Below are 18,716 nucleotides of genomic sequence, written 5' to 3'. Positions count from 1 at the left end.
GGCGACGGGCGGGATCGACACCCACGCCGGACTTTCCCGAAGATTTTTTTCCGGGACGGGCCGGGCCGGGTCAGGTCGGGCCGGGTCAGGTCGGGTCGGCCCGGCACCGCCGCCGTGTCAGCGCAGCGACTCCCACAGGTCGCCGGCCGCCGGTTCCCGGGCCACCACCCGGTTGGGGTCGGACGGCGCGGGCAGGACCGGCATCGTCACGGTCCGCGCCGAGTCGGCGGACAGCCCCTTCAGGCTCCGGCCGAGGCCCATCAGCTCGTTCAGGGAGTCGAGGCCGGTGTCGGTGGTCAGGCTCGCGGTGACCGCGTCGGCGACCCGGTAGAGCTTGGCCGGGTCGGTGAGCAGGTCGGTCGCGGCCATCTGTGTCAGCAGGGCCTTGACCAGTTTCTGCTGGAGGGCTATTCGGCCGAGGTCGCTGCCGTCGCCGATGCCGTGCCGGGTGCGGGCCAGGGCGAGGGCCTGGGTGCCGTCGAGGTGGTGGGTGCCCTTCTCCAGGTGCAGATGGCTCAGGTCGTCGTCGATGTCCTGGTCGGTGGTGACGTCGACCCCGCCGAGGGCGTCGACGAGCTTCGCGAAGCCGGCGAAGTCGATCTCGACGTAGTGGTCCATGCGGACGTCGGTCATCGCCTCGACCGTCTTCACCGCGCACACCGGGCCGCCCACCGCGTAGGCGCTGTTGAACATGGCGTTGTACGCCACCGCCGTGGACCCGCCCGAGGGCAGCGGGCAGGAGGGGCGGGTGACCAGGGTGTCGCGCGGAATGCTGACGACGGTGGCGGAGGTGCGGCCGGCGTCGATGTGCACCACCATCGCGGTGTCGGAGCGGGCACCGGTGCTGTCGCCGCCGCCGAGCGTCTTGTTGGCCTTGCCGCTGCGTGAATCGGAGCCGAGGACAAGGATGTTGACGGCCTCGGTCGGCAGCGGGGAGGCGTCGGGCGAGGGGGCGACCAGCGGCCTGGCCGGGCGGTCGTCGCCCAGCGCGCTGTTGATGTCGACGCTCTTGATGTTGTTGTCGAGGTGCCAGTACACCCACCCGGCCCCCGCGACTCCCAGCACCAGCGCCGCCGCCAGGGTGAGCCCCGCGGCCCTGAGCACGGCCGAACGCCGGCCCCCGTGTCTTCCCTCGTCGCCGTTCTCGTCGTGTCGGGTCACAACGAAGAACATAAGTCCGAATTATTAGCGGACTGTTAGGGGAAGCGCCGCGAGGCGGATTTCTTCGGAAAATCTCACCATTCCTCGGTCGTCTCGAAAGTTTCGACGGCGCGGCCGTCACGCCGTGGGCGCCGCCGTGCTGCTGCGCACCACCAGACTCGTCGCCAGCTCCACCCGTGTCGCCACCGACGAGTCCTCCTCGCGGCCCAGGTCGAGCACGAGCCGGGCGGCGGCCTCCGCCATCTCCGTGAGCGGCTGCCGCACGGTCGTCAGCGGCGGCCCCACCCAGCGGGCGACCGGCAGGTCGTCGAAGCCCACCACGCTCAGGTCCTCCGGGATGCGCAGCCCCAGCTCCCGCGCCGCCTCGTAGAGCCCGAGCGCCTGGAGGTCGTTGCCCGCGAAGACGGCGGTGGGCCGGTCCGGGCGGCGCAGCAGCTCCAGGCCCAGCCGGTAGCCGGCCTCGTGGTGGAAGTCCCCGGTGACGATCAGCGAGGGGTCGACGGGCAGCCCGGCGGTCTCCAGCGCCGCCCGGTAGCCGTCGACCCGGGCCCTGCTGCACATCATCCGGGACGGCCCGCTGATCGCCCCGATGCGGCTGTGGCCCAGTTCGACGAGATGGCGGGTCGCGGCGAGCCCGCCCTGCCAGTTGGTGGCGCCGATCGAGGGCACGTCGGCGCCGGGGTCGCCCGCCGGGTCCATCACCACGAACGGGATGGACCGGCTGGTCAGCAGCGCGCGCTGGGACTCGTCGAGCCCGGACAGGACCAGCACCACGCCGTGCGGGCGGCGGGCGGCCACCTGGTCGGCCCAGGTCCGGCCGGGGGTGAGCCGCCCGGCGGACTCGGACAGGACGACGCTGAGGCCCGCGTCCCGCGCCACGTTCTCCACGCCCCGGATGACCTCCATCGCCCAGGCGCTCTCCAGCTCGTGGAAGACCAGGTCGATCAGGGGCGAACGGGACGCCTCGGCGCGGCGGCGCCGGTAGCCGTAGGAGCGCAGCAGCTCCTCCACCCGGGTCCGGGTGGAGGGAGCGACGTCGGCGCGGCCGTTGAGCACCTTCGAAACAGTCGGAGCCGACACCCCGGCCTCGCGGGCGATTTCAGCGAGCGTCGCTGTCTGCGTTTCCATGGGCTTCCCAGGCTTCATGCCCGCGATCGTATCCCTGCGCGAACCCTTGACGAAGACCCTCTTCCGCCATACGTTCCCGGAACATTCGAAATGCCAGCCGAAACATTCGCGAGAGGCCACGGTCATGGAGTCCACCACGTCCAACGGCGGGCGTACGTTCAGCAGGCGCTGGGTGCTCGGCGCCGGTGCCACCACTCTTCTCACCGCCGGACTCTCGGCCTGCGGCTCCTCCGGGGGTTCCGGCGGCGGCGGTGGCACGCTCACCGCGTTCGTGTACGGCGACGACGCGGCCAAGATCCAGGTCGCCGCCATCGACCGGTTCAACAAGTCGGCCGCAGCCAAGAAGGCCAAGGGCAGCCTCAAGCTGGAGAAGGTGCCAGGCGCCGAGTACCCGGCGAAGCTGCGCACGGCGATGGGCTCGCCCAACGCGCCCGACGTGTTCTTCAACTGGGGCGGCGGCTCGATCAAGGCGTACAAGGACGCCGGCCAGCTGGTCGACCTGACCGACACCATCAAGTCCGACCCGGTCCTGAAGGACGGGTTCCTGCCCTCGGTCATCGAGGCGGGCGGCCTCGGCGGTCACCTCTACGGCGTCCCGATGCGCGGCATGCAGCCCGTGATCCTCTTCTACAACAAGGCGCTGTTCGCCGAGCACAAGCTCCAGCCGCCCACCACCTGGGACCAGTTGCTCGACAACAACACCAAGCTGAAGAAGGCCGGCATCACCCCGTTCGCGCTCGGCGGCGCGGACATCTGGCCCGAACTGATGTGGCTGGAGTACCTGGTCGACCGCATCGGCGGCCCCAAGGTGTTCGACCGCATCAAGAACGGCGACGCCTCGGGCTGGGGCGACCCGGCCGTCCTCAAGGCCGCCGAGACGGTCAAGCAGCTCATCGACGACGGCGCCTTCGGCAAGGGCTACAGCTCGGTCGCCTACACCAACGGCGGCGCCCCGGCCGTGTTCGCCAAGGGCAAGGCCGCGATGCACCTCATGGGCTCGTGGGAGTACTCCACGCAGCTCGGCAAGTTCCCGGAGTTCGCCAGGAAGGACCTCGGCTGGATCGCCTTCCCCACCGTCGAGGGCGGCGCGGGCGACATACGCAACGTCGTCGGCAACCCCACCAACTACTGGTCCGTGAACGCCCGTACGTCCAACAAGGACGCCGCGCTCGCCTTCCTGCGCGACTGCGCCTCCGAGCAGTACGCCAAGGACCTGGTGGCCAACGGCGACATCCCGACCACGACCAACGCCGAGAAGCTGCTCGACGCCTCGCCCAACCCGGAGTTCGCCAAGTTCCAGTACCAGATGGTGCAGCAGGCACCGGCGTTCACCCTCAGCTGGGACCAGGCGGTCGACCCGAACGTGTCGACGCCGATGCTGACCGAGGTCAACAAGCTGTTCGTGGGCAAGTCCTCGCCCGCTCGGTTCGTGTCCGCCCTCAAGGGGCTGAAATGAGCGGCACCGCGGCGAAGGGCGGCCCGCGCACCGGCGCGGGCCGCCCGCGCGGCGGTTCGGGCGTCCGGGCGGGCCGCCCGCACGCCGTCTGGGCCCTGCCCGGCGTCCTGTTCTTCGCGTTCTTCGCCGTCGCCCCCATGGCGCTGGCGTTCTACCTGTCCTTCACCGAGTGGAACGGCCTGGGCGACCCCAAGCCGGTGGGCCTCGCCAACTGGCGCAAGCTGCTCGGCGACGACCGGCTCACCCAGTCCCTCACGGTCACCGTCCTGCTGACCGTCGTCAGCTGGGCCTTCCAGACGGTCGTCTCGCTGCTGCTCGGCGTCTGGGCGGCGGGCCGGCAGCGCAACCGGGCGGTCCTGTCGGCGGTCTTCTTCGTGCCGTTCCTGCTGTCCTCGACGGCGATCTCGCTGCTGTTCTACGCCCTGCTCGACCCGAACTTCGGCATCGTCCGCGGCGACACCCTCGGCTCGACCGACGGGGCCTTCCTCGCGATCGTGTTCGTCGGCGGCTGGCAGTTCATCCCCTTCCACACCCTGATCTACCAGGGCGGGGCGCGGCAGATCCCCGAGGTTCTCTACCAGGCGGCGGCGATCGACGGCGCGGGCCGCTACCGCCAGTTCTTCTCGATCACGCTGCCCCAGTTGCGCAACACCGCGACCACCTCGGGCGTGCTGATGATCGTCGGCTCGCTCACCTACTTCGAGACCGTCCTGATCCTGACCCAGGGCGGCCCCGGCACCGACACGGCGATCCTGCCGTACCTGATGTACGAGGCCGGCTTCAAGAGCTACGACTTCGGCTACGCGAGCGCCATCGCCTCCTTCCTCGTGGTGGCCGCGACCGCGCTGTCCCTGCTGATGGTGAGGCTGTCCGGCTTCGGCGCGATGCGCAGCACCCGGGAAGGAATGTGACGAAGTGTCGCACGACACGCTGCCCCGTCCCGTGCAGACCGCCGAGGCGCCCGCGCCCCGGCCCGCGGGCCGCCGCAGGCACTGGACACGACGGGCCAACCCGCTGGCCGGCCTCGGTTCGCTGATCTGGCTGGTCGTCGTGATCGTCCCGATCTACGCGATGATCTCGGCCTCCCTCACCGGCCAGGACGAGGCGCTCGGCAACAACGCCCTCAAGCCGCCGAGCCGTCCGACGCTGGACAACTACGACACCGTCCTGCACAACGGCTTCGGCCACTACCTGTGGAACACGGCGGTCGTGGCCGCGGCGGTCGTGGTGATCGTCCTCGCGCTGTGCGTGCCGCTCGCCTACGTCGCCGTCCGCACCCGGAGCTTCTGGTCCGGCGCGGCGTTCCGGCTGTTCCTGCTCGGCGTGGCCATCCCGGCGCAGGCGGTCGTCGTACCGCTCTACCTGATGATCTCCAAGCTGAACCTGTACGACAGCCTGCTCGCGATCGTCCTGCCGACGGCCGCCTTCGCGATGCCGGTCGCCATCCTGATCCTCACCGGCACCCTCCGGGACATCTCGGAGGAGGTGTACGAGGCGATGGCCCTGGACGGCGCCTCGCCCACCCGGATGCTGTTCCAGCTGGTCATCCCCATGTCCAAGGGCGGCATCAGCACCGTCGTCGTCTACTCGGCGCTCCAGGCCTGGAACGGCCTCCTCTTCCCGCTGATCTTCACCCAGTCCGACGGACCGCGCGTGCTGACCCTCGGCCTGTTCAACTACGTGAGCCAGTTCGGCGTGAACATCCCCGCCCTGCTCGCCTCCGTCGTCCTGTCCGGCATCCCCATCTTCGTGGTGTACCTGGTGGCCCGCCGCGCGCTGGTGGGCGGCCTGATGGGCGTGGGCGGCAAGTGAGCGCGAACGACCCGGGGCAGCGCACCCCCCTTTCCCCGACAGGAGTTTCATGACCACCGCCCCCTGGCGCGACCCCTCCCTGCCCGCCGCCGCCCGCGTCGACGACCTGCTGTCCCGGATGACCCTGGAGGAGAAGACCGCCCAGCTGTACGGCGTGTGGGTGGGCGCCGCGACGGACGGCGACGGGGTCGCGCCCCTCCAGCGCGAGATGACCTCCGACTACGACTGGGACGAGCTGATCACGCTGGGCCTCGGCCAGCTGACCCGCTCCTTCGGCACGGCCCCCGTGGATCCGGAGGTCGGCGCGCGGGCGCTGGCCCGCGCCCAGCGCCGGATCGCCGACGCCGGCCGCTTCGGCATCCCCGCGGTGGCCCACGAGGAGTGCCTCGCCGGGTTCACCGCGTGGCGGGCGACGGCGTACCCGGTGCCGCTGGCCTGGGGCGCGACCTTCGACCCCGGCCTGGTCGAGGAGCTCGGCGGGCGCATCGGCCACGACCTGCGCTCGGTCGGCGTGCACCAGGGCCTCGCACCCGTCCTCGACGTGGTCCGCGATCTGCGCTGGGGCCGGGTGGAGGAGACGATCGGCGAGGACCCTTACCTGGTCGGCACGATCGGCTCGGCCTATGTGCGGGGCCTGGAGTCGGCCGGGGTCGTCGCCACGCTCAAGCACTTCGCCGGGTACGCGGCCTCGGCGGGCGCGCGCAATCTGGCGCCGGTGCGCGCGGGCGTGCGCGAGTTCGCGGACGTGACCCTGCCGCCCTTCGAGATGGCGCTGCGCGAGGGCGGCGCCCGCTCGGTGATGGCGGCGTACAACGAGACGGACGGCGTGCCGGCGTCGGCGGACTCCCGGCTGCTGACCGACCTGCTGCGCGACACGTGGGGGTTCACCGGCACGGTCGTCGCCGACTACTTCGGCATCGGCTTCCTGGAGACGCTGCACCGGGTGGCCGGCAGCCCGGCCGAGGCGGCCCGGGTGGCGCTGGAGGCCGGCATCGACGTCGAACTGCCCACCCTGAAGTGCTACGGCAAGCCGCTGGTGGCCGCCGTGCGCGAGGGCGCCGTCCCGGAGGCGCTGGTCGACCGGGCCGCCCGCCGGGTGCTGCTCCAGAAGTGCGAACTGGGCCTGCTGGACGAGGACTGGCGGCCGGAGACGGACGGCACGGTCGACCTGGACTCCCCCGGCAACCGGGCGCTGGCCCGCCGGCTCGCCGAGGAGTCCGTGGTGCTGCTGGACAACCCGGACGGCCTGCTGCCGCTGGCGCCCGACACCCGGATCGCGGTCGTCGGACCGCGCGCCGCGGACGAACTGGCCATGCTGGGCTGCTACTCCTTCCCCTCGCACGTCCTCACGCACCACCCGGACGTGCCCCTGGGCATCGACATCCCGACCGTCCTGGACGCCGTACGGGCCGAACTCCCGGACGCGAAGGTCACGTTCGCGGAGGGCTGCGGGGTGTCCGAGCCGGACACCGCCGGTTTCGCGGAGGCGGTGGCACGCGCGGCGGAGGCCGATGTGTGCGTGGCCGTGCTCGGCGACCGGGCCGGGCTGTTCGGCCGGGGCACCTCGGGCGAGGGCTGCGACGCGGAGACGCTGCACCTGCCGGGTGTGCAGGCCGATCTGCTCGACGCGCTGGTGGACAGCGGGGTGCCGGTGGTGCTGGTGCTGCTCACCGGGCGGCCGTACGCGCTGGGCCGCTGGCAGGGCCGGCTCGCCGGTGTGGTCCAGACGTTCTTCCCGGGCGCGGAGGGCGGTCCCGCGGTGGCGGGCGTGCTGTCCGGCCGGGTGAACCCCTCCGGCCGCCTCCCGGTGGGTGTGCCGCGCTCCCCGGGCGGCCAGCCCTGGACCTATCTCCAGCCGCCGCTGGGGCTGGCCGGCGAGGTCAGCAACCTGGACCCGACCCCGCTGTACCCCTTCGGGCACGGCCGCTCCTACACGACGTTCGCGTGGGAGGGCGCCGAGGGCCCGGACGCGGAGATCACGACCGACGAGGAGTACGACGTCTCGGTGCGCGTCCGCAACACGGGCGGGCGCGCGGGCGCCGAGGTCGTGCAGCTCTACCTGCACGACCCGGTGGCGTCGGTAACCCGCCCGGACGTCCGGCTGATCGGCTACCGGCGGGTGGAACTGGCCCCGGGCGAGTCCCGGCGGATCACGTTCCGCTTCCACCCGGACCTCTCGTCGTTCACGGACCGCGACGGCCGCAGGACCGTGGAACCGGGCGCCCTGGAGCTGCGCCTCGCGGCCTCCGCCGCGGACGTCCGCCACACGACCCGCCTCACCCTCACGGGCGAGCGGCGGTACGTGGGCGCGGACCGGCGGCTGCGCTGCGAGAGCGCGGTGGACTGACCGAGGGGGGCCGGGCCCGGCTCAGTCGAGCCCGGCCGACTCGAAGCGCCAGCGGTGGACCGGGCGGCTGCTCAACTCCCCGGGCGGCTCGGGCAGTTCGGGGAGGGACGCGTCGTAGGGGGCGTCCCACCAGGTGAGGACCAGGACGCGGTCCTGCGGGGCCCGGAAGGTCTCGCGGCGCGGCGGCCGCTCGGCGAGGGGCTGCTCGCGTGCCCAGGCGAGCAGGTCGTCGCCGCGGCCCTCCGCCGCCCTCGCCTCCCACATCAGGGTGACCGTCATGAGTACAGGTTCTCCTTGCCCGTCTCGTGCGCGTGCTCGTGGGCGCGGCCCGGCACGTGCGGGTCCGTCACCGGGAGCGAGGAGTCCGCGGACAGGTCCCAGTCGGAGGCGGCACGGCCCCGCGCCACCATCTCCGCGCCGAGCGCCGCCACCATCGCCCCGTTGTCCGTGCACAGCTTGGGCCGCGGCACCCGCAGCCGGATGCCCGCCGCCTCGCACCGCTCCTGCGCCAGGGCCCGCAGCCGGGAGTTGGCCGCGACCCCGCCGCCGATCATCAGGTGGTCGACGCCCTCGTCCTTGCAGGCCCGTACGGCCTTGCGGGTGAGGACGTCCACCACGGCCTCCTGGAAGGAGGCGGCGACGTCCCGCACCGGCACCTCCTCGCCCGCGGCGCGCTTCGCCTCGATCCAGCGGGCCACGGCCGTCTTCAGCCCCGAGAACGAGAAGTCGTACACCGGATCGCGCGGGCCGGTCAGACCGCGCGGGAACACGATCGCGCCGGGGTCGCCCTCGCGCGCGTAGCGGTCGATGACCGGGCCGCCGGGGAACCCGAGGTTCAGCACCCGGGCGATCTTGTCGAACGCCTCCCCGGCCGCGTCGTCGATCGTCGCGCCCATGGGCCGCACGTCGGAGGTGATGTCCGTCGACAGCAGCAGCGACGAGTGACCGCCGCTGACCAGCAGCGCCATCGTCGGCTCGGGCAGCGGCCCGTGCTCCAGCTGGTCCACGCAGATGTGGGAGGCCAGGTGGTTGACGCCGTAGAGGGGCTTGCCGAGCGCGTAGGCGTACGCCTTCGCCGCGGACACACCGACCAGCAGGGCGCCCGCGAGGCCGGGGCCCGCCGTCACGGCGACGCCGTCCAGGTCCCGGGCGCTCACCCCCGCGTCCTTCAACGCGCGGTGGATCGTCGGGACCATCGCCTCCAGATGGGCGCGGGACGCCACCTCGGGCACGACGCCGCCGAAGCGCGCGTGTTCGTCGACGCTGGAGGCGACGGCGTCCGCGAGCAGGGTGGTGCCGCGGACGATGCCCACGCCGGTCTCGTCGCAGGAGGTCTCGATCCCCAGGACCAGGGGTTCGTCAGCCATTGATCTCGGTTCCTTGTACGGACGTGGAGGGGTCGGTCAGTCGCATCACCAGGGCGTCCACGTTCCCCGGCTGGTAGTAGCCGCGTCTGAAACCGATGGGCTCGAACCCGAAGCGCTCGTAGAGCTTCTGCGCGCGGACGTTGTCCACGCGGCATTCGAGCATCACCTCGGCGCACTCGAACTCGGTGGCGGCCCGCAGCAGTTCGGTGAGCAGCAGCGCGCCGAGGCCGGTGCTCCAGTGGTCGCGGGCGACGGCGATGGTCTGGATGTCGCCCAGCTCGCCCTGGGCGGCCAGTCCGGCGTACCCGACGAGCCGGCCGCCGAGGACGGCCACGACGTAGCGCCGGGTCGCCTCGCCGCCGCGGGCGTGGGCCAGCTCCGACCAGAACATGCCCCGGGACCAGGCGTCCTCGGGGAAGAGGTCCTTCTCGAGTCCGAGGACCGCGTCGATGTCCCACCAGCGCATCTCGCGCAGCGCGGGCTTCACGGGTTCGGTCACTTGGGCGTGACCACCTTGTAGTTCTTCGGCACCTGCGCGTCGGGCCTGCGCAGATACAGCGGCCGGGGCGCGGGCGGCTCCTCCCCCGCGGCCAGCCGCTCGGCGGCCAGGGAGGCGAGGGCCGCGGCGGAGACGTGCTCGGGCTCGTGGGCCTGCGGGAAGGTCTCGGGGTAGAGCAGCGCGCCCGCGCCGACGGCGGGCAGGCCCGCGACCCGCTCGGCGATGTCGGCGGGCCGGTCGACGGCCGGCTCCGTCACCCGGGTGCGTGAATCGGCGTACGTCGCCCAGTAGACCTCCTTGCGCCGGGCGTCGGTCGCCACGACGAAGGGGCCCTTCTCGATGTCGGCCGCGTACGCGAGTCCGTCGAGCGTGCACACGCCGTACACGGGGACGCCGAGCGCGAGCCCGAAGGTGTCGGCGGTCATCAGGCCGACGCGCAGCCCGGTGTAGGGGCCGGGCCCGGTGCCGACGACGACGGCGGTGACGGCGTCGAGTCTCAGTTCCGCCTCGGCCAGCACGCGGTCGACGGCGGGCAGCAGCAGCTCACCGTGCCGGCGCGCGTCGACCTGGCTGGACGAGGCGAGGACGGCCGTGCCGTCGTGGAGCGCGACGGTGACGGCGGGGGTGGCGGTATCCAGAGCGAGCAAGAGCACGCGAACAGCCTACGGCTCCCGCGCGCTGAGCACGCCCGTCCCGGTCGGACCGTCACAGGCTGCTACGGTCTGTGCGAAGTGCGACATATCACCCAGGGCGGAGGCGGGCACAGGTGTCAGGCACCAGCGCGGGAATCGTGGCCGGGCTCGCCGGCGCGGCCGTCGTGACGGTCGGCGTCCTCGCCCTCCAGGCGTCGGCGACCGTCCCGCCGGGCCTCGGCGGCAGGCCCGGCGCGGGCGCCTCCCCGACGCTCGCCGCGGCCAAGGCCCCCCGCGACCCGAACCGGCCCACGGCACTGCCCTCCGGCTCCGGCACGGGCGAGCGGGTCGTCTACTCGGTGGACGACGACCGGGTCTGGCTGGTCGACGCGGGCAACCGGGTGCGGCGGACCTTCGAGGTGACCCCGGGCACCGTGGACCCCCGGCCGGGCTCGTACGTGGTGACGTCCCGCTCGAACGCGATCACCGGCACGGACGGGCGCCCCGTCGAGCACGTCGTGCGCTTCACGAGCGTGGGCAGCACGGTGGTCGGCTTCAGCGCGGCCCTGAAGAACTCGGCCCCTGCGCCCGATCCGACGGCGCGGTCGGGCGCGATCCGCGAGACCCGTCCGGACGGCGACGCGATGTGGCAGTTCGCCACGATCGGCGTACGCATCGTCGTGATCCGCTGACGGCTCCCCGCCGGCCGGGTGTCCGGGCCCACCGCCTAGGCGGCCTCCGCGGCCTCCGGACGGGCACCGCCGTGGCGGTCGTGGCCGTCCGCCGGCCGGGGCGCGACGGGTCCGGGGTCCCGCGGCGGCCGGGAGACCACGGCCGCGGCGGCGCAGGAGGCCAGCAGTTCCCGCATGGAGACGCCGGTGGGGCGCGGCAGGGGCCGGACCGGGGGCTGAGGGGCGGACATGGGCGCCTCCTGACGAGCGGGGGCGGGCGGCCGGGCCTGGCCGGTTAGGCAGACCTAACCTCGAACTGGCTACCATGTGACCACGCCGGACGCGTCCCGCGCAATATCTTGCCGACGGCTTGTCGGAACCTTCCCCGGTCCTCCCCGCGATCCGCCCGGCTCAGGCGCCGAGCGAGCCGAGGTCCGCGTCCGCCCAGCGCCGGCCGAGGCCGGTGAGCGTCACGTGCCGCACCTCGTCCGCGCCCGCGGGCCCGGGGTCCGCCCCCCGGGAGGCCACGGTGCCGACCGTACGGTGGATCACCACCTGCAACCGGTCGTCCGTCAGCTCCTCGACCTTGCCCTCGCCCCACTCCACGACGACCACCGAGTCGGGCAGCGAGACGTCCAGGTCGAGATCCTCCATCTCGTCCAGACCGCCGCCCAGCCGGTACGCGTCCACGTGGACCAGCGGCGGGCCGTCGCCCAGCGACGGGTGCACCCGGGCGATCACGAAGGTCGGCGAGGTGACCGCCCCACGCACCCCGAGCCCCTCGCCGAGCCCCCGGGTGAGCGTCGTCTTGCCCGCGCCCAGCTCACCGCTGAGCATCACCAGGTCGCCCGCGCGCAGGAGCCCCGCGAGCGTGCGGCCCAACTCCCGCATCCGCTCGGGGGACGTGATGGTCAGGTGGGTCTCAACCGGGTCGTGCGGCGCCGCTGGTGCTTCCATAGCCACTTACCGTAGCCCCTGCCGGGACGGCTCCCGCGCGGGTGAGCAGGTCGGCGAGCCGGTCCGTGACCACCTCGGGATGTTCCAGCATGACCAGGTGCCCGGCGTCCGGCACCAGCACCAGTTCGGCGTCCGGCAGCAGGCCGGCGATGGCCTCGCTGTGCTCGCTCGGCGTCACCAGGTCCTGGACGCCGGCCAGCACCAGGACCGGCATGTCGGCGAACTGGACGAGCGCCTCGGTCTTGTCGTGGTCGGTGAAGGCCGGGTAGAACTCGGCGACCACGTCGATCGGCGTGGACTCGATCATCCGCTCCGCGAACCGCACCACGGCCGGATCGACGTCCCGCGACGCGAACGAGTACCGCTTGACGACCCCGGCGAACAGATCGGCGGTGGCCCGGCGCCCCTTCTCCACCAGTGCCGCCTGCTGCCCCAGCGCCTTGAGCACCCCGGGCAGCACCCGGCGCACCGCGTTGACCCCGGCGACCGGCAGACCGAAGCTGACCTCGCCGAGCCGCCCGGACGAGGTCCCCACCAGGGCGGTGGCCACCACCCGGTCGCGGATCAGCTCCGGGTACTGGGCGGCCAGCGCCATCACTGTCATCCCGCCCATCGAGTGACCGACCAGCACGATCGGCCCCTCCGGCACGGCCGCGTCCAGCACGGCCTTCAGATCGCGGCCGAGCTGGTCGATGGTGAGCGGCACGCCGTCGCCGTGCTGGGCCACGCCCCGCCCGGACCGCCCGTGGCTGCGCTGGTCCCAGTGCACGGTGCGCACGACACCGCGCAGCGCCGCCCGCTGGAAGTGCCAGGAGTCCTGGTTGAGGCAGTAGCCGTGGCTGAAGACCACGGTGACCGGCACGGGCGCCTTGCGGCCGAACAGCCGGCGCCTGCGCGGCGCCGGGCCGCCCTCGGGCTCGACGTCGTCGACCTCGTAGTACAGCTCGGTGCCGTCGTCGGAGTACGCCTTGCCGGGGGTGCCGCGCAGGGCGCCGTAAGGGCCGGTCGAGTCCAGCGCCAGCCGGGCCCGGCGGCGCATGCCCCGGCCGACGGTCATCCGCTCTATCGCCACGCCGGCGGCCGCGCCCGCGGCGAGCACCCCTATGGCCGCGCCGGCGAAGCCGGTCGCCCGGCGCCAGCTGCCGGACGCCGCCACGGCGGAGGCGACGACCGCCGCGGCGGCGTCCGCGACCGCCTCCGCACTGCTCTCGCTCACGTACCGCTCCTCTTCACCGTGTTCACGTCGATCACCGTGTTCGCCGTACTGCAGTTCGCCGCACGGCCGACACGACCGCCGGGACACCGGCGGGGGCGGGTGCCACCCGGGTCGTACGGCGGACGGTCCCTGTAGGGCTTACCCGTCCTGCGCGTCGTCCTCCCCGTTCAGATGGACGCGGGGCACCCGGGATCCGATGCGGGTGACGATCTCGTACCCGATCGTGCCCGCGGCCTGCGCCCAGTCCTCGGCGGTGGGCTCGCCGCGGTCGCCGGGGCCGAACAGGACGGCCTCCGAGCCGACTTCGGGCTCGTCGCCGCCGAGGTCTACGACGAACTGGTCCATCGCGACGCGGCCGGCGATCGTGCGCCACTTGCCGCCGATCAGGACGGGGCCGGTGCCGGAGGCGTGCCGGGGGACGCCGTCCGCGTAGCCGACGGGCACCAGGCCGAGGGTGGTGGTGCCCGGAGTGACGTAGTGGTGGCCGTAACTGACGCCGTGTCCGCCCGGGACGTGCTTGACCAGGGCGAGGGAGGCGGACAGCGTCATCACCGGGCGCAGTCCGAAGTCGGCCGGGACGCCGACCTCGGGGCTCGGCGACAGGCCGTACACCGCGCAGCCCGTGCGGACGAGGTCGAAGTGGCTCTGCGGCAGGGTGAGCGTGGCGGGCGAGTTGGCGATGTGCCGCACCTCGGGGCGCACCCCTCGCTGTTCGGCGTACGCCGTCATCTCCCGGAAGCGGGTGAGCTGGAGGGCGATGGAGGGGTGGCCCGGCTCGTCGGCGCAGGCGAAGTGCGACCACAGGCCGGTGACTCGCAGCAGGCCCTCGGCCTCGGCGCGCAGGGCGGCGTCGACCAGTTCGGCCCAGTCCTCGCCCGGCTGGCAGCCGCCCCGGCCCAGACCGGTGTCGGCCTTGAGCTGCACACGCGCGGGGCGGCCCGCCGCGCGGACCGCCGCGATCACCTCGTCCAGCGCCCACACACCGCCGACCGAGACGTCGATGTCGGCCTCGACGGCCTCCCGCCAGGGGCCCCCGGGGGTCCACAGCCAGCACATGATGCGCCCCGGCAGCCCGGCCGCGCGCAGCGCCAGGGCCTCCTCGGGCGTGGCCGTGCCGAGCCAGGTCGCCCCCGCCCGTACGGCCGCGCGGGCACACGGAACCGCCCCGTGGCCGTACGCGTCGGACTTCACCACGGCCATCAGGGCCGCGCCCGGCGCGAGGGCACGCAGGGCACGGACGTTGGCCCGCAGGGCGGCCAGGTCGATCTCGGCGCGGGCCCGCAGGGGCGCGCTCACCGCATGTGCTGTCGTACTCATCGCGCCCCCAGTCTCTCAGAGCCGCCCGCGGCCCCCGTCCGACATCCCCGCCACGCACGACGTGACGACCCCTGCGGCCGGTCCGGGGCGACGCCGGCCCCGGGCGCGCCGCGCCTCCCCGCACGCCCCGGCGCACCGCGGTCGCCCCCGGGGACAGGACCGCGGTGCGGCCAGGGGCGGCCGGCCGGTCGCGGGCGCGGCTCCGGGGCCCGTGCCGGTCACCGGCGGAGGCCGTCGCGCCGGCCGGGCGGGCCGTCCCGCTCAGGCCGTCGGTTCGCGGACGTCGCGCCACGCCTCCGGGATCGCGGCCGCGACGTCGTGGGCGCCCGCGGGGGCACCGTCCGCCGCGTAGCGGCCTGCGAGGCCGTGCAGATAGGCGGCGGCGCTGCCCGCGTCCTTCGCCGACAGGCCCGACGCCAGCAGGGAGCCCGCGAGGCCCGACAGGACGTCCCCGCTGCCGGCCGTGGCCAGCCAGGCCGTGCCGGTCGCGTTGACGCGCACCGCCCCGCCCGCCGGATCGGCGACCAGCGTGGTCGAGCCCTTGAGCAGGACGGTCGCCCGGTAGCGCGCGGCGAGTTCGCGCACGGCGGTGAGCCGCGCCCCCTCGACCTCCTCGCGCCGCACCCCGAGCAGCGCGGCGGCCTCCCCGGCGTGCGGGGTGAGCAGGGTCGGCGCGGTACGGGCCCGTACGGCCTCCGGCCCGGCCAGCCGCAGCCCGTCCGCGTCGATCAGCACCGGCACGTCCGCCGCGACCACCTCGGCGACGGTGTCCGCGTCGTCACCGGCCCCCGGCCCGGTCACCCACGCCTGCACCCGCCCCGCCCCGCGCGGCCCCCGGTCGGAGACCAGCGTCTCCGGGAAGCGGGCGATCACCGCGTCCCCGGCGGGCCCGACGTACCGCACGGCCCCCGCGCCGCCGCGCAGCGCGCCCGACACGGCGAGCACGGCCGCGCCGGGATAGCGCGCGGACCCGGCGGCGACACCCACGACACCGCGCCGGTACTTGTCGCTCTCCGCCCCCGGCGCGGGCAGCAGCGCGGCCACGTCGGCGTGCTGGAGCGCCTCCAGTTCGGGTACGGCGGGCAGGTCGAGCCCGATGTCGACGAGCCGTACGGAACCGGCGTGCTCGCGGGCCGGATCGACGAGCAGCCCCGGCTTGTGGGTGCCGAACGTCACGGTGAGGTCGGCCCGCACGGCCGCCCCCAGCACCTCCCCGCTGTCCGCCTCGACCCCGCTGGGCAGGTCGACGGCGACCACGGCGGCCCGGGAGCGGCGCGCGGCGTCGGCGAGCGGCACGGCGTCCGCCCGCAGCCCGCCCCTGCCGCCGATCCCGACGATCCCGTCGAGGACGAGGTCGGCCCGCGCGACGGCGTCCTCGGCCGCGCCGGACGCCACGACGGTTCCACCCGCCCGGCGCAGCGCGGCGAGCCCGCCCGGGTGGGTCCGCTCCGGCGCGAGCAGCACGGCCCCGACCCCGGCGCCGCGCCGGGCGAGCCGGGCGCCGGCGTAGAGGGTGTCGCCCCCGTTGTCGCCGCTGCCGACGAGCAGCACGACGCGGCTGCCGTACACCCGCCCGAGCAGGTCGGCGCAGGCGGCGGCCAGCCCGGCGGCGGCGCGCTGCATGAGGGCGCCGTCCGGGAGCCGTGCCATCAGCTCCCGTTCGGCGTTTCTGACGGTCTCGACGCTGTACGCGGTTCGCATACCTGCGAGTCTGCCGTCACCCCTCGGCGACGACCACCGCCGACGCCACTCCGGCGTCATGACTGAGCGACACGTGCCAGGACCGCACGCCGAGCTCGGCGGCGCGGGCGGCCACCGTCCCGGTGACCCGCAGCCGCGGCTGCCCGGAGTCCTCGACGTACACCTCGGCGTCGGTCCAGTGCAGTCCGGGCGGGGCGCCGAGGGCCTTGGCGAGGGCCTCCTTGGCGGCGAAGCGGGCCGCGAGCGAGGCGATGCCGCGGCGCTCGCCGCTGGGCAGCAGCAGCTCGCTCGCGAGGAACAGCCGGTCGGCCAGCCCGGGGGTGCGTTCCAGGGAGGCCCGGAAGCGATCGACCTCGGCCACGTCGATCCCGACCCCGATGATGCTCATGGGGAGCACCCTACGGCGCCCGGGACACGGGCCCCGGCCGCTCCCCCGCGTCCCCTACTCGACCGTCACCGACTTGGCCAGGTTGCGCGGTTGGTCCACCTCGTTGCCCCGCGCGGTCGCCAGTTCGCACGCGAAGACCTGCAACGGCACGGTCGCCACGAGCGGCTGCAGCAGCGCCGGCGTGGCCGGGACGCGGATCAGGTGGTCGGCGTACGGCACCACCGCCTCGTCGCCCTCCTCCGCGATCACCACGGTCCGCGCGCCGCGGGCCCGGATCTCCTGGATGTTGGAGACGATCTTGTCGTGGAGGAGGGACGGACCGTGCGGGGACGGGACCACCACGACGACCGGCAGGTCCTCCTCGACGAGGGCGATCGGCCCGTGCTTCAGCTCGCCCGCCGCGAAGCCCTCGGCGTGCATGTAGGCGAGTTCCTTGAGCTTGAGCGCGCCTTCGAGGGCGACCGGGTGGCCCACGTGCCGGCCGAGGAACAGCACCGTCCGCTTGTCGGCGAGGGAGCGCGCGAGCGCCCGCACCGGCTCCATGGTCTCCAGGACGCGCTCGATGTCGCCGGGGACGCGGGAGAGGTCGCGGATGACCGCGGCGATCTCGTCGGCCCCCTTGGTGCCGCGGACCTGGGCCAGGTACAGCGCCACCAGGTAGCAGGCGACGAGCTGCGTCAGGAACGCCTTGGTCGACGCGACGGCGACCTCCGGGCCCGCGTGGGTGTACAGCACCGCGTCGGACTCGCGCGGGATGGTGGAGCCGTTGGTGTTGCAGATCGCCAGCACCCTGGAGCCCTGTTCACGGGCGTGCCTGAGGGCCATCAGGGTGTCCATGGTCTCGCCGGACTGGGAGACGGCGACGACCAGGGTGCGGGTGTCGAGGATGGGGTCGCGGTAGCGGAACTCGCTGGCCAGCTCCACCTCGCAGGGGATGCGGGCCCAGTGCTCGATGGCGTACTTGGCGATCAGACCGGCGTGGAAGGCCGTGCCGCAGGCGACGATGACGACCTTGTCGGTCGCGCGCAGTTCGTCCGCGCCGATGCGGACCTCGTCCAGCGTCAGCGAGCCGTTCGTGTCGACCCGGCCCAGCAGGGTGTCGGCGACCGCCTTCGGCTGCTCGGCGATCTCCTTCAGCATGAAGTAGTCGTAGCCGGCCTTCTCCGCGGCCGAGGCGTCCCAGTCGACGTGGTAGGAGCGGACCTCGGCCGGGGCACCGTCGAAGCCGGTCACCGTGACGCCGTCGCGGCGCAGCTCCACGACCTGGTCCTGGCCCAGCTCGATCGCGGAGCGGGTGTGCCCGATGAACGCGGCGACGTCCGAGGCGAGGAACGCCTCGCCCTCGCCGACGCCCACCACGAGCGGGGAGTTGCGGCGGGCGCCGACCACCACGTCCGGGTCGTCGGCGTGCACCGCGACCAGGGTGAACGCGCCCTCAAGACGCCGGCACACCAGCCGCATCGACTCGGCGAGGTCCGCGGTCGCGGAGAACTCCTCGGCCAGCAGGTGCGCGACCACCTCGGTGTCGGTCTCCGAGGTCAACTCGTGCCCGCGCCCGGCGAGTTCGGTGCGCAGCGCGGCGAAGTTCTCGATGATCCCGTTGTGCACGACGGCGACCCGGCCCGCGTTGTCCAGATGGGGGTGGGCGTTGGCGTCGGTGGGGGCGCCGTGCGTGGCCCACCGGGTGTGCCCGATGCCGGTGGTCCCGGCCGGCAGCGGCCGGTCGACCAGCTCCTTCTCCAGGTTGACCAGCTTCCCGGCCTTCTTGGCGGCGGCCAGCCCGCCGTCCGCGGGCACGGCGACGCCCGCCGAGTCGTACCCCCGGTACTCCAGCCGCTTCAGCCCGGCCACGACGACGTCGAGCGCAGACTGCGATCCCACGTATCCCACGATTCCGCACATGCGCCGCAGCCTACGGTCCCTTTCCCCCACAAACCCCCCGCAGCGTGCCCGAATTCGGAAATTCCACCGAACCCCGGACGGGGACGGCCGACGTGACCGAGCACACCCTCCGGAGTGTTCGAACTCCGTTCACAATGGAATGTGATCTCTCCGGTCTCCTCG

At 73.7% G+C, this 18,716-nt stretch carries 18 protein-coding genes; 5 read left to right on the top strand and 13 right to left on the bottom strand.

Annotated elements, in window-relative coordinates:
* Positions 1–117: 117 nt before the first annotated feature.
* Both AB0F77_RS09210 and AB0F77_RS09205 read right to left on the bottom strand, forming a co-directional pair.
* The gene (locus AB0F77_RS09210; protein ID WP_361943904.1) at positions 118–1,173 is read right to left on the bottom strand and encodes an LCP family protein; all 1,056 of its coding nucleotides are present in this window, start codon (positions 1,171–1,173) and stop codon (positions 118–120) included.
* A 105-nt stretch (positions 1,174–1,278) separates the two neighbouring features.
* A complete protein-coding gene (locus AB0F77_RS09205) occupies positions 1,279–2,307 on the bottom strand; it encodes a LacI family DNA-binding transcriptional regulator (RefSeq protein ID WP_361943901.1) in 1,029 nt (342 codons plus the stop codon).
* Between the two features lie 106 nt (positions 2,308–2,413).
* Between AB0F77_RS09205 and AB0F77_RS09200 the strand changes: the two genes are divergently transcribed.
* Genes AB0F77_RS09200 through AB0F77_RS09185 form a run of 4 tightly spaced genes read left to right on the top strand, consistent with a single transcriptional unit; the run spans position 2,414 to position 7,904 of the window.
* On the top strand, positions 2,414–3,745 hold the full coding sequence (locus AB0F77_RS09200; protein WP_361943898.1) for an extracellular solute-binding protein: 1,332 nt from the start codon (positions 2,414–2,416) through the stop codon (positions 3,743–3,745).
* On the top strand, positions 3,742–4,656 hold the full coding sequence (locus tag AB0F77_RS09195) for a sugar ABC transporter permease (protein WP_361943894.1): 915 nt from the start codon (positions 3,742–3,744) through the stop codon (positions 4,654–4,656). Before AB0F77_RS09200 ends, AB0F77_RS09195 begins: the two co-directional genes overlap by 4 nt.
* Before the next feature lie 4 nt (positions 4,657–4,660).
* The gene (locus tag AB0F77_RS09190; protein ID WP_361943891.1) at positions 4,661–5,557 is read left to right on the top strand and encodes a carbohydrate ABC transporter permease; all 897 of its coding nucleotides are present in this window, start codon (positions 4,661–4,663) and stop codon (positions 5,555–5,557) included.
* Between the two features lie 49 nt (positions 5,558–5,606).
* On the top strand, positions 5,607–7,904 hold the full coding sequence (locus AB0F77_RS09185; protein ID WP_361943888.1) for a glycoside hydrolase family 3 N-terminal domain-containing protein: 2,298 nt from the start codon (positions 5,607–5,609) through the stop codon (positions 7,902–7,904).
* Between the two features lie 21 nt (positions 7,905–7,925).
* On the opposite strand, the gene AB0F77_RS09180 is transcribed toward AB0F77_RS09185, so the two are convergent.
* Genes AB0F77_RS09180 through tsaB form a run of 4 tightly spaced genes read right to left on the bottom strand, consistent with a single transcriptional unit; the run spans position 7,926 to position 10,423 of the window.
* The gene (locus AB0F77_RS09180) at positions 7,926–8,183 is read right to left on the bottom strand and encodes a hypothetical protein (RefSeq protein WP_361943885.1); all 258 of its coding nucleotides are present in this window, start codon (positions 8,181–8,183) and stop codon (positions 7,926–7,928) included.
* Positions 8,180–9,271, bottom strand: a complete 1,092-nt coding sequence (gene tsaD / locus AB0F77_RS09175) for a tRNA (adenosine(37)-N6)-threonylcarbamoyltransferase complex transferase subunit TsaD (RefSeq protein WP_361943882.1) — start codon at positions 9,269–9,271, stop codon at positions 8,180–8,182. Before tsaD ends, AB0F77_RS09180 begins: the two co-directional genes overlap by 4 nt.
* Complete coding sequence (gene rimI, locus AB0F77_RS09170; RefSeq protein WP_361943879.1) at positions 9,264–9,770, bottom strand: ribosomal protein S18-alanine N-acetyltransferase; 507 nt, start codon at positions 9,768–9,770, stop codon at positions 9,264–9,266. The genes tsaD and rimI overlap by 8 nt, the downstream gene beginning before the upstream one ends.
* Positions 9,767–10,423 (bottom strand): tRNA (adenosine(37)-N6)-threonylcarbamoyltransferase complex dimerization subunit type 1 TsaB, encoded by a 657-nt coding sequence (gene tsaB, locus AB0F77_RS09165; RefSeq protein ID WP_361943876.1) that lies wholly within the window; start codon positions 10,421–10,423, stop codon positions 9,767–9,769. Before tsaB ends, rimI begins: the two co-directional genes overlap by 4 nt.
* Positions 10,424–10,536: 113 nt before the next feature.
* On the opposite strand from tsaB, the gene AB0F77_RS09160 reads away from it, so the two are divergent.
* Positions 10,537–11,094 carry a hypothetical protein gene (locus AB0F77_RS09160; protein ID WP_361943873.1) on the top strand — a complete coding sequence of 186 codons (558 nt, stop codon included), beginning with the start codon at positions 10,537–10,539 and terminating at the stop codon, positions 11,092–11,094.
* Positions 11,095–11,129: 35 nt separating this feature from the next.
* Here AB0F77_RS09160 and AB0F77_RS09155 read toward each other — a convergent pair whose 3' ends face one another.
* The 7 genes from AB0F77_RS09155 to glmS form a co-directional block, all read right to left on the bottom strand.
* Entirely contained in the window at positions 11,130–11,324 is a 195-nt protein-coding gene (locus tag AB0F77_RS09155; protein ID WP_361943870.1) for a hypothetical protein, read from the bottom strand.
* A gap of 160 nt (positions 11,325–11,484) precedes the next feature.
* Positions 11,485–12,030: a tRNA (adenosine(37)-N6)-threonylcarbamoyltransferase complex ATPase subunit type 1 TsaE gene (tsaE, locus tag AB0F77_RS09150; RefSeq protein WP_361943867.1), complete on the bottom strand. Its 546-nt coding sequence runs from the start codon at positions 12,028–12,030 to the stop codon at positions 11,485–11,487.
* Positions 11,996–13,246, bottom strand: coding sequence for an alpha/beta hydrolase (locus AB0F77_RS09145; RefSeq protein WP_361943864.1), 1,251 nt, complete (start codon positions 13,244–13,246; stop codon positions 11,996–11,998). Before AB0F77_RS09145 ends, tsaE begins: the two co-directional genes overlap by 35 nt.
* Before the next feature lie 138 nt (positions 13,247–13,384).
* A complete protein-coding gene (alr, locus tag AB0F77_RS09140) occupies positions 13,385–14,563 on the bottom strand; it encodes an alanine racemase (protein WP_361943861.1) in 1,179 nt (392 codons plus the stop codon).
* 261 nt (positions 14,564–14,824) lie between these two features.
* A complete protein-coding gene (locus tag AB0F77_RS09135) occupies positions 14,825–16,264 on the bottom strand; it encodes an NAD(P)H-hydrate dehydratase (protein WP_361943858.1) in 1,440 nt (479 codons plus the stop codon).
* Positions 16,265–16,280: 16 nt separating this feature from the next.
* Complete coding sequence (locus AB0F77_RS09130) at positions 16,281–16,652, bottom strand: holo-ACP synthase (protein WP_361943855.1); 372 nt, start codon at positions 16,650–16,652, stop codon at positions 16,281–16,283.
* A 54-nt stretch (positions 16,653–16,706) separates the two neighbouring features.
* Positions 16,707–18,554, bottom strand: a complete 1,848-nt coding sequence (gene glmS / locus AB0F77_RS09125; protein ID WP_361943852.1) for a glutamine--fructose-6-phosphate transaminase (isomerizing) — start codon at positions 18,552–18,554, stop codon at positions 16,707–16,709.
* Between the last annotated feature and the right edge of the window lie 162 nt (positions 18,555–18,716).

The organism is Streptomyces sp. NPDC026672, from assembly GCF_040638185.1.
Taxonomy (GTDB): domain Bacteria; phylum Actinomycetota; class Actinomycetes; order Streptomycetales; family Streptomycetaceae; genus Streptomyces.
Note: the sequence above shows the minus strand (reverse complement) of the source record. Positions and strands in the feature narration are given on the sequence as shown.

What these genes read in the sequence shown, in the direction of transcription:
- AB0F77_RS09210 (WP_361943904.1), bottom strand. Translation starts at nt 1,173, where the DNA reads ATGTTCTTCGTTGTGACCCGACACGACGAGAACGGCGACGAGGGAAGA.
- AB0F77_RS09205 (WP_361943901.1), bottom strand. Translation starts at nt 2,307, where the DNA reads ATGAAGCCTGGGAAGCCCATGGAAACGCAGACAGCGACGCTCGCTGAA.
- AB0F77_RS09200 (WP_361943898.1), top strand. Translation starts at nt 2,414, where the DNA reads ATGGAGTCCACCACGTCCAACGGCGGGCGTACGTTCAGCAGGCGCTGG.
- AB0F77_RS09195 (WP_361943894.1), top strand. Translation starts at nt 3,742, where the DNA reads ATGAGCGGCACCGCGGCGAAGGGCGGCCCGCGCACCGGCGCGGGCCGC.
- AB0F77_RS09185 (WP_361943888.1), top strand. Translation starts at nt 5,607, where the DNA reads ATGACCACCGCCCCCTGGCGCGACCCCTCCCTGCCCGCCGCCGCCCGC.
- AB0F77_RS09180 (WP_361943885.1), bottom strand. Translation starts at nt 8,183, where the DNA reads ATGACGGTCACCCTGATGTGGGAGGCGAGGGCGGCGGAGGGCCGCGGC.
- tsaD (WP_361943882.1), bottom strand. Translation starts at nt 9,271, where the DNA reads ATGGCTGACGAACCCCTGGTCCTGGGGATCGAGACCTCCTGCGACGAG.
- AB0F77_RS09155 (WP_361943870.1), bottom strand. Translation starts at nt 11,324, where the DNA reads ATGTCCGCCCCTCAGCCCCCGGTCCGGCCCCTGCCGCGCCCCACCGGC.
- tsaE (WP_361943867.1), bottom strand. Translation starts at nt 12,030, where the DNA reads ATGGAAGCACCAGCGGCGCCGCACGACCCGGTTGAGACCCACCTGACC.
- alr (WP_361943861.1), bottom strand. Translation starts at nt 14,563, where the DNA reads ATGAGTACGACAGCACATGCGGTGAGCGCGCCCCTGCGGGCCCGCGCC.
- AB0F77_RS09135 (WP_361943858.1), bottom strand. Translation starts at nt 16,264, where the DNA reads ATGCGAACCGCGTACAGCGTCGAGACCGTCAGAAACGCCGAACGGGAG.
- AB0F77_RS09130 (WP_361943855.1), bottom strand. Translation starts at nt 16,652, where the DNA reads ATGAGCATCATCGGGGTCGGGATCGACGTGGCCGAGGTCGATCGCTTC.
- glmS (WP_361943852.1), bottom strand. Translation starts at nt 18,554, where the DNA reads ATGTGCGGAATCGTGGGATACGTGGGATCGCAGTCTGCGCTCGACGTC.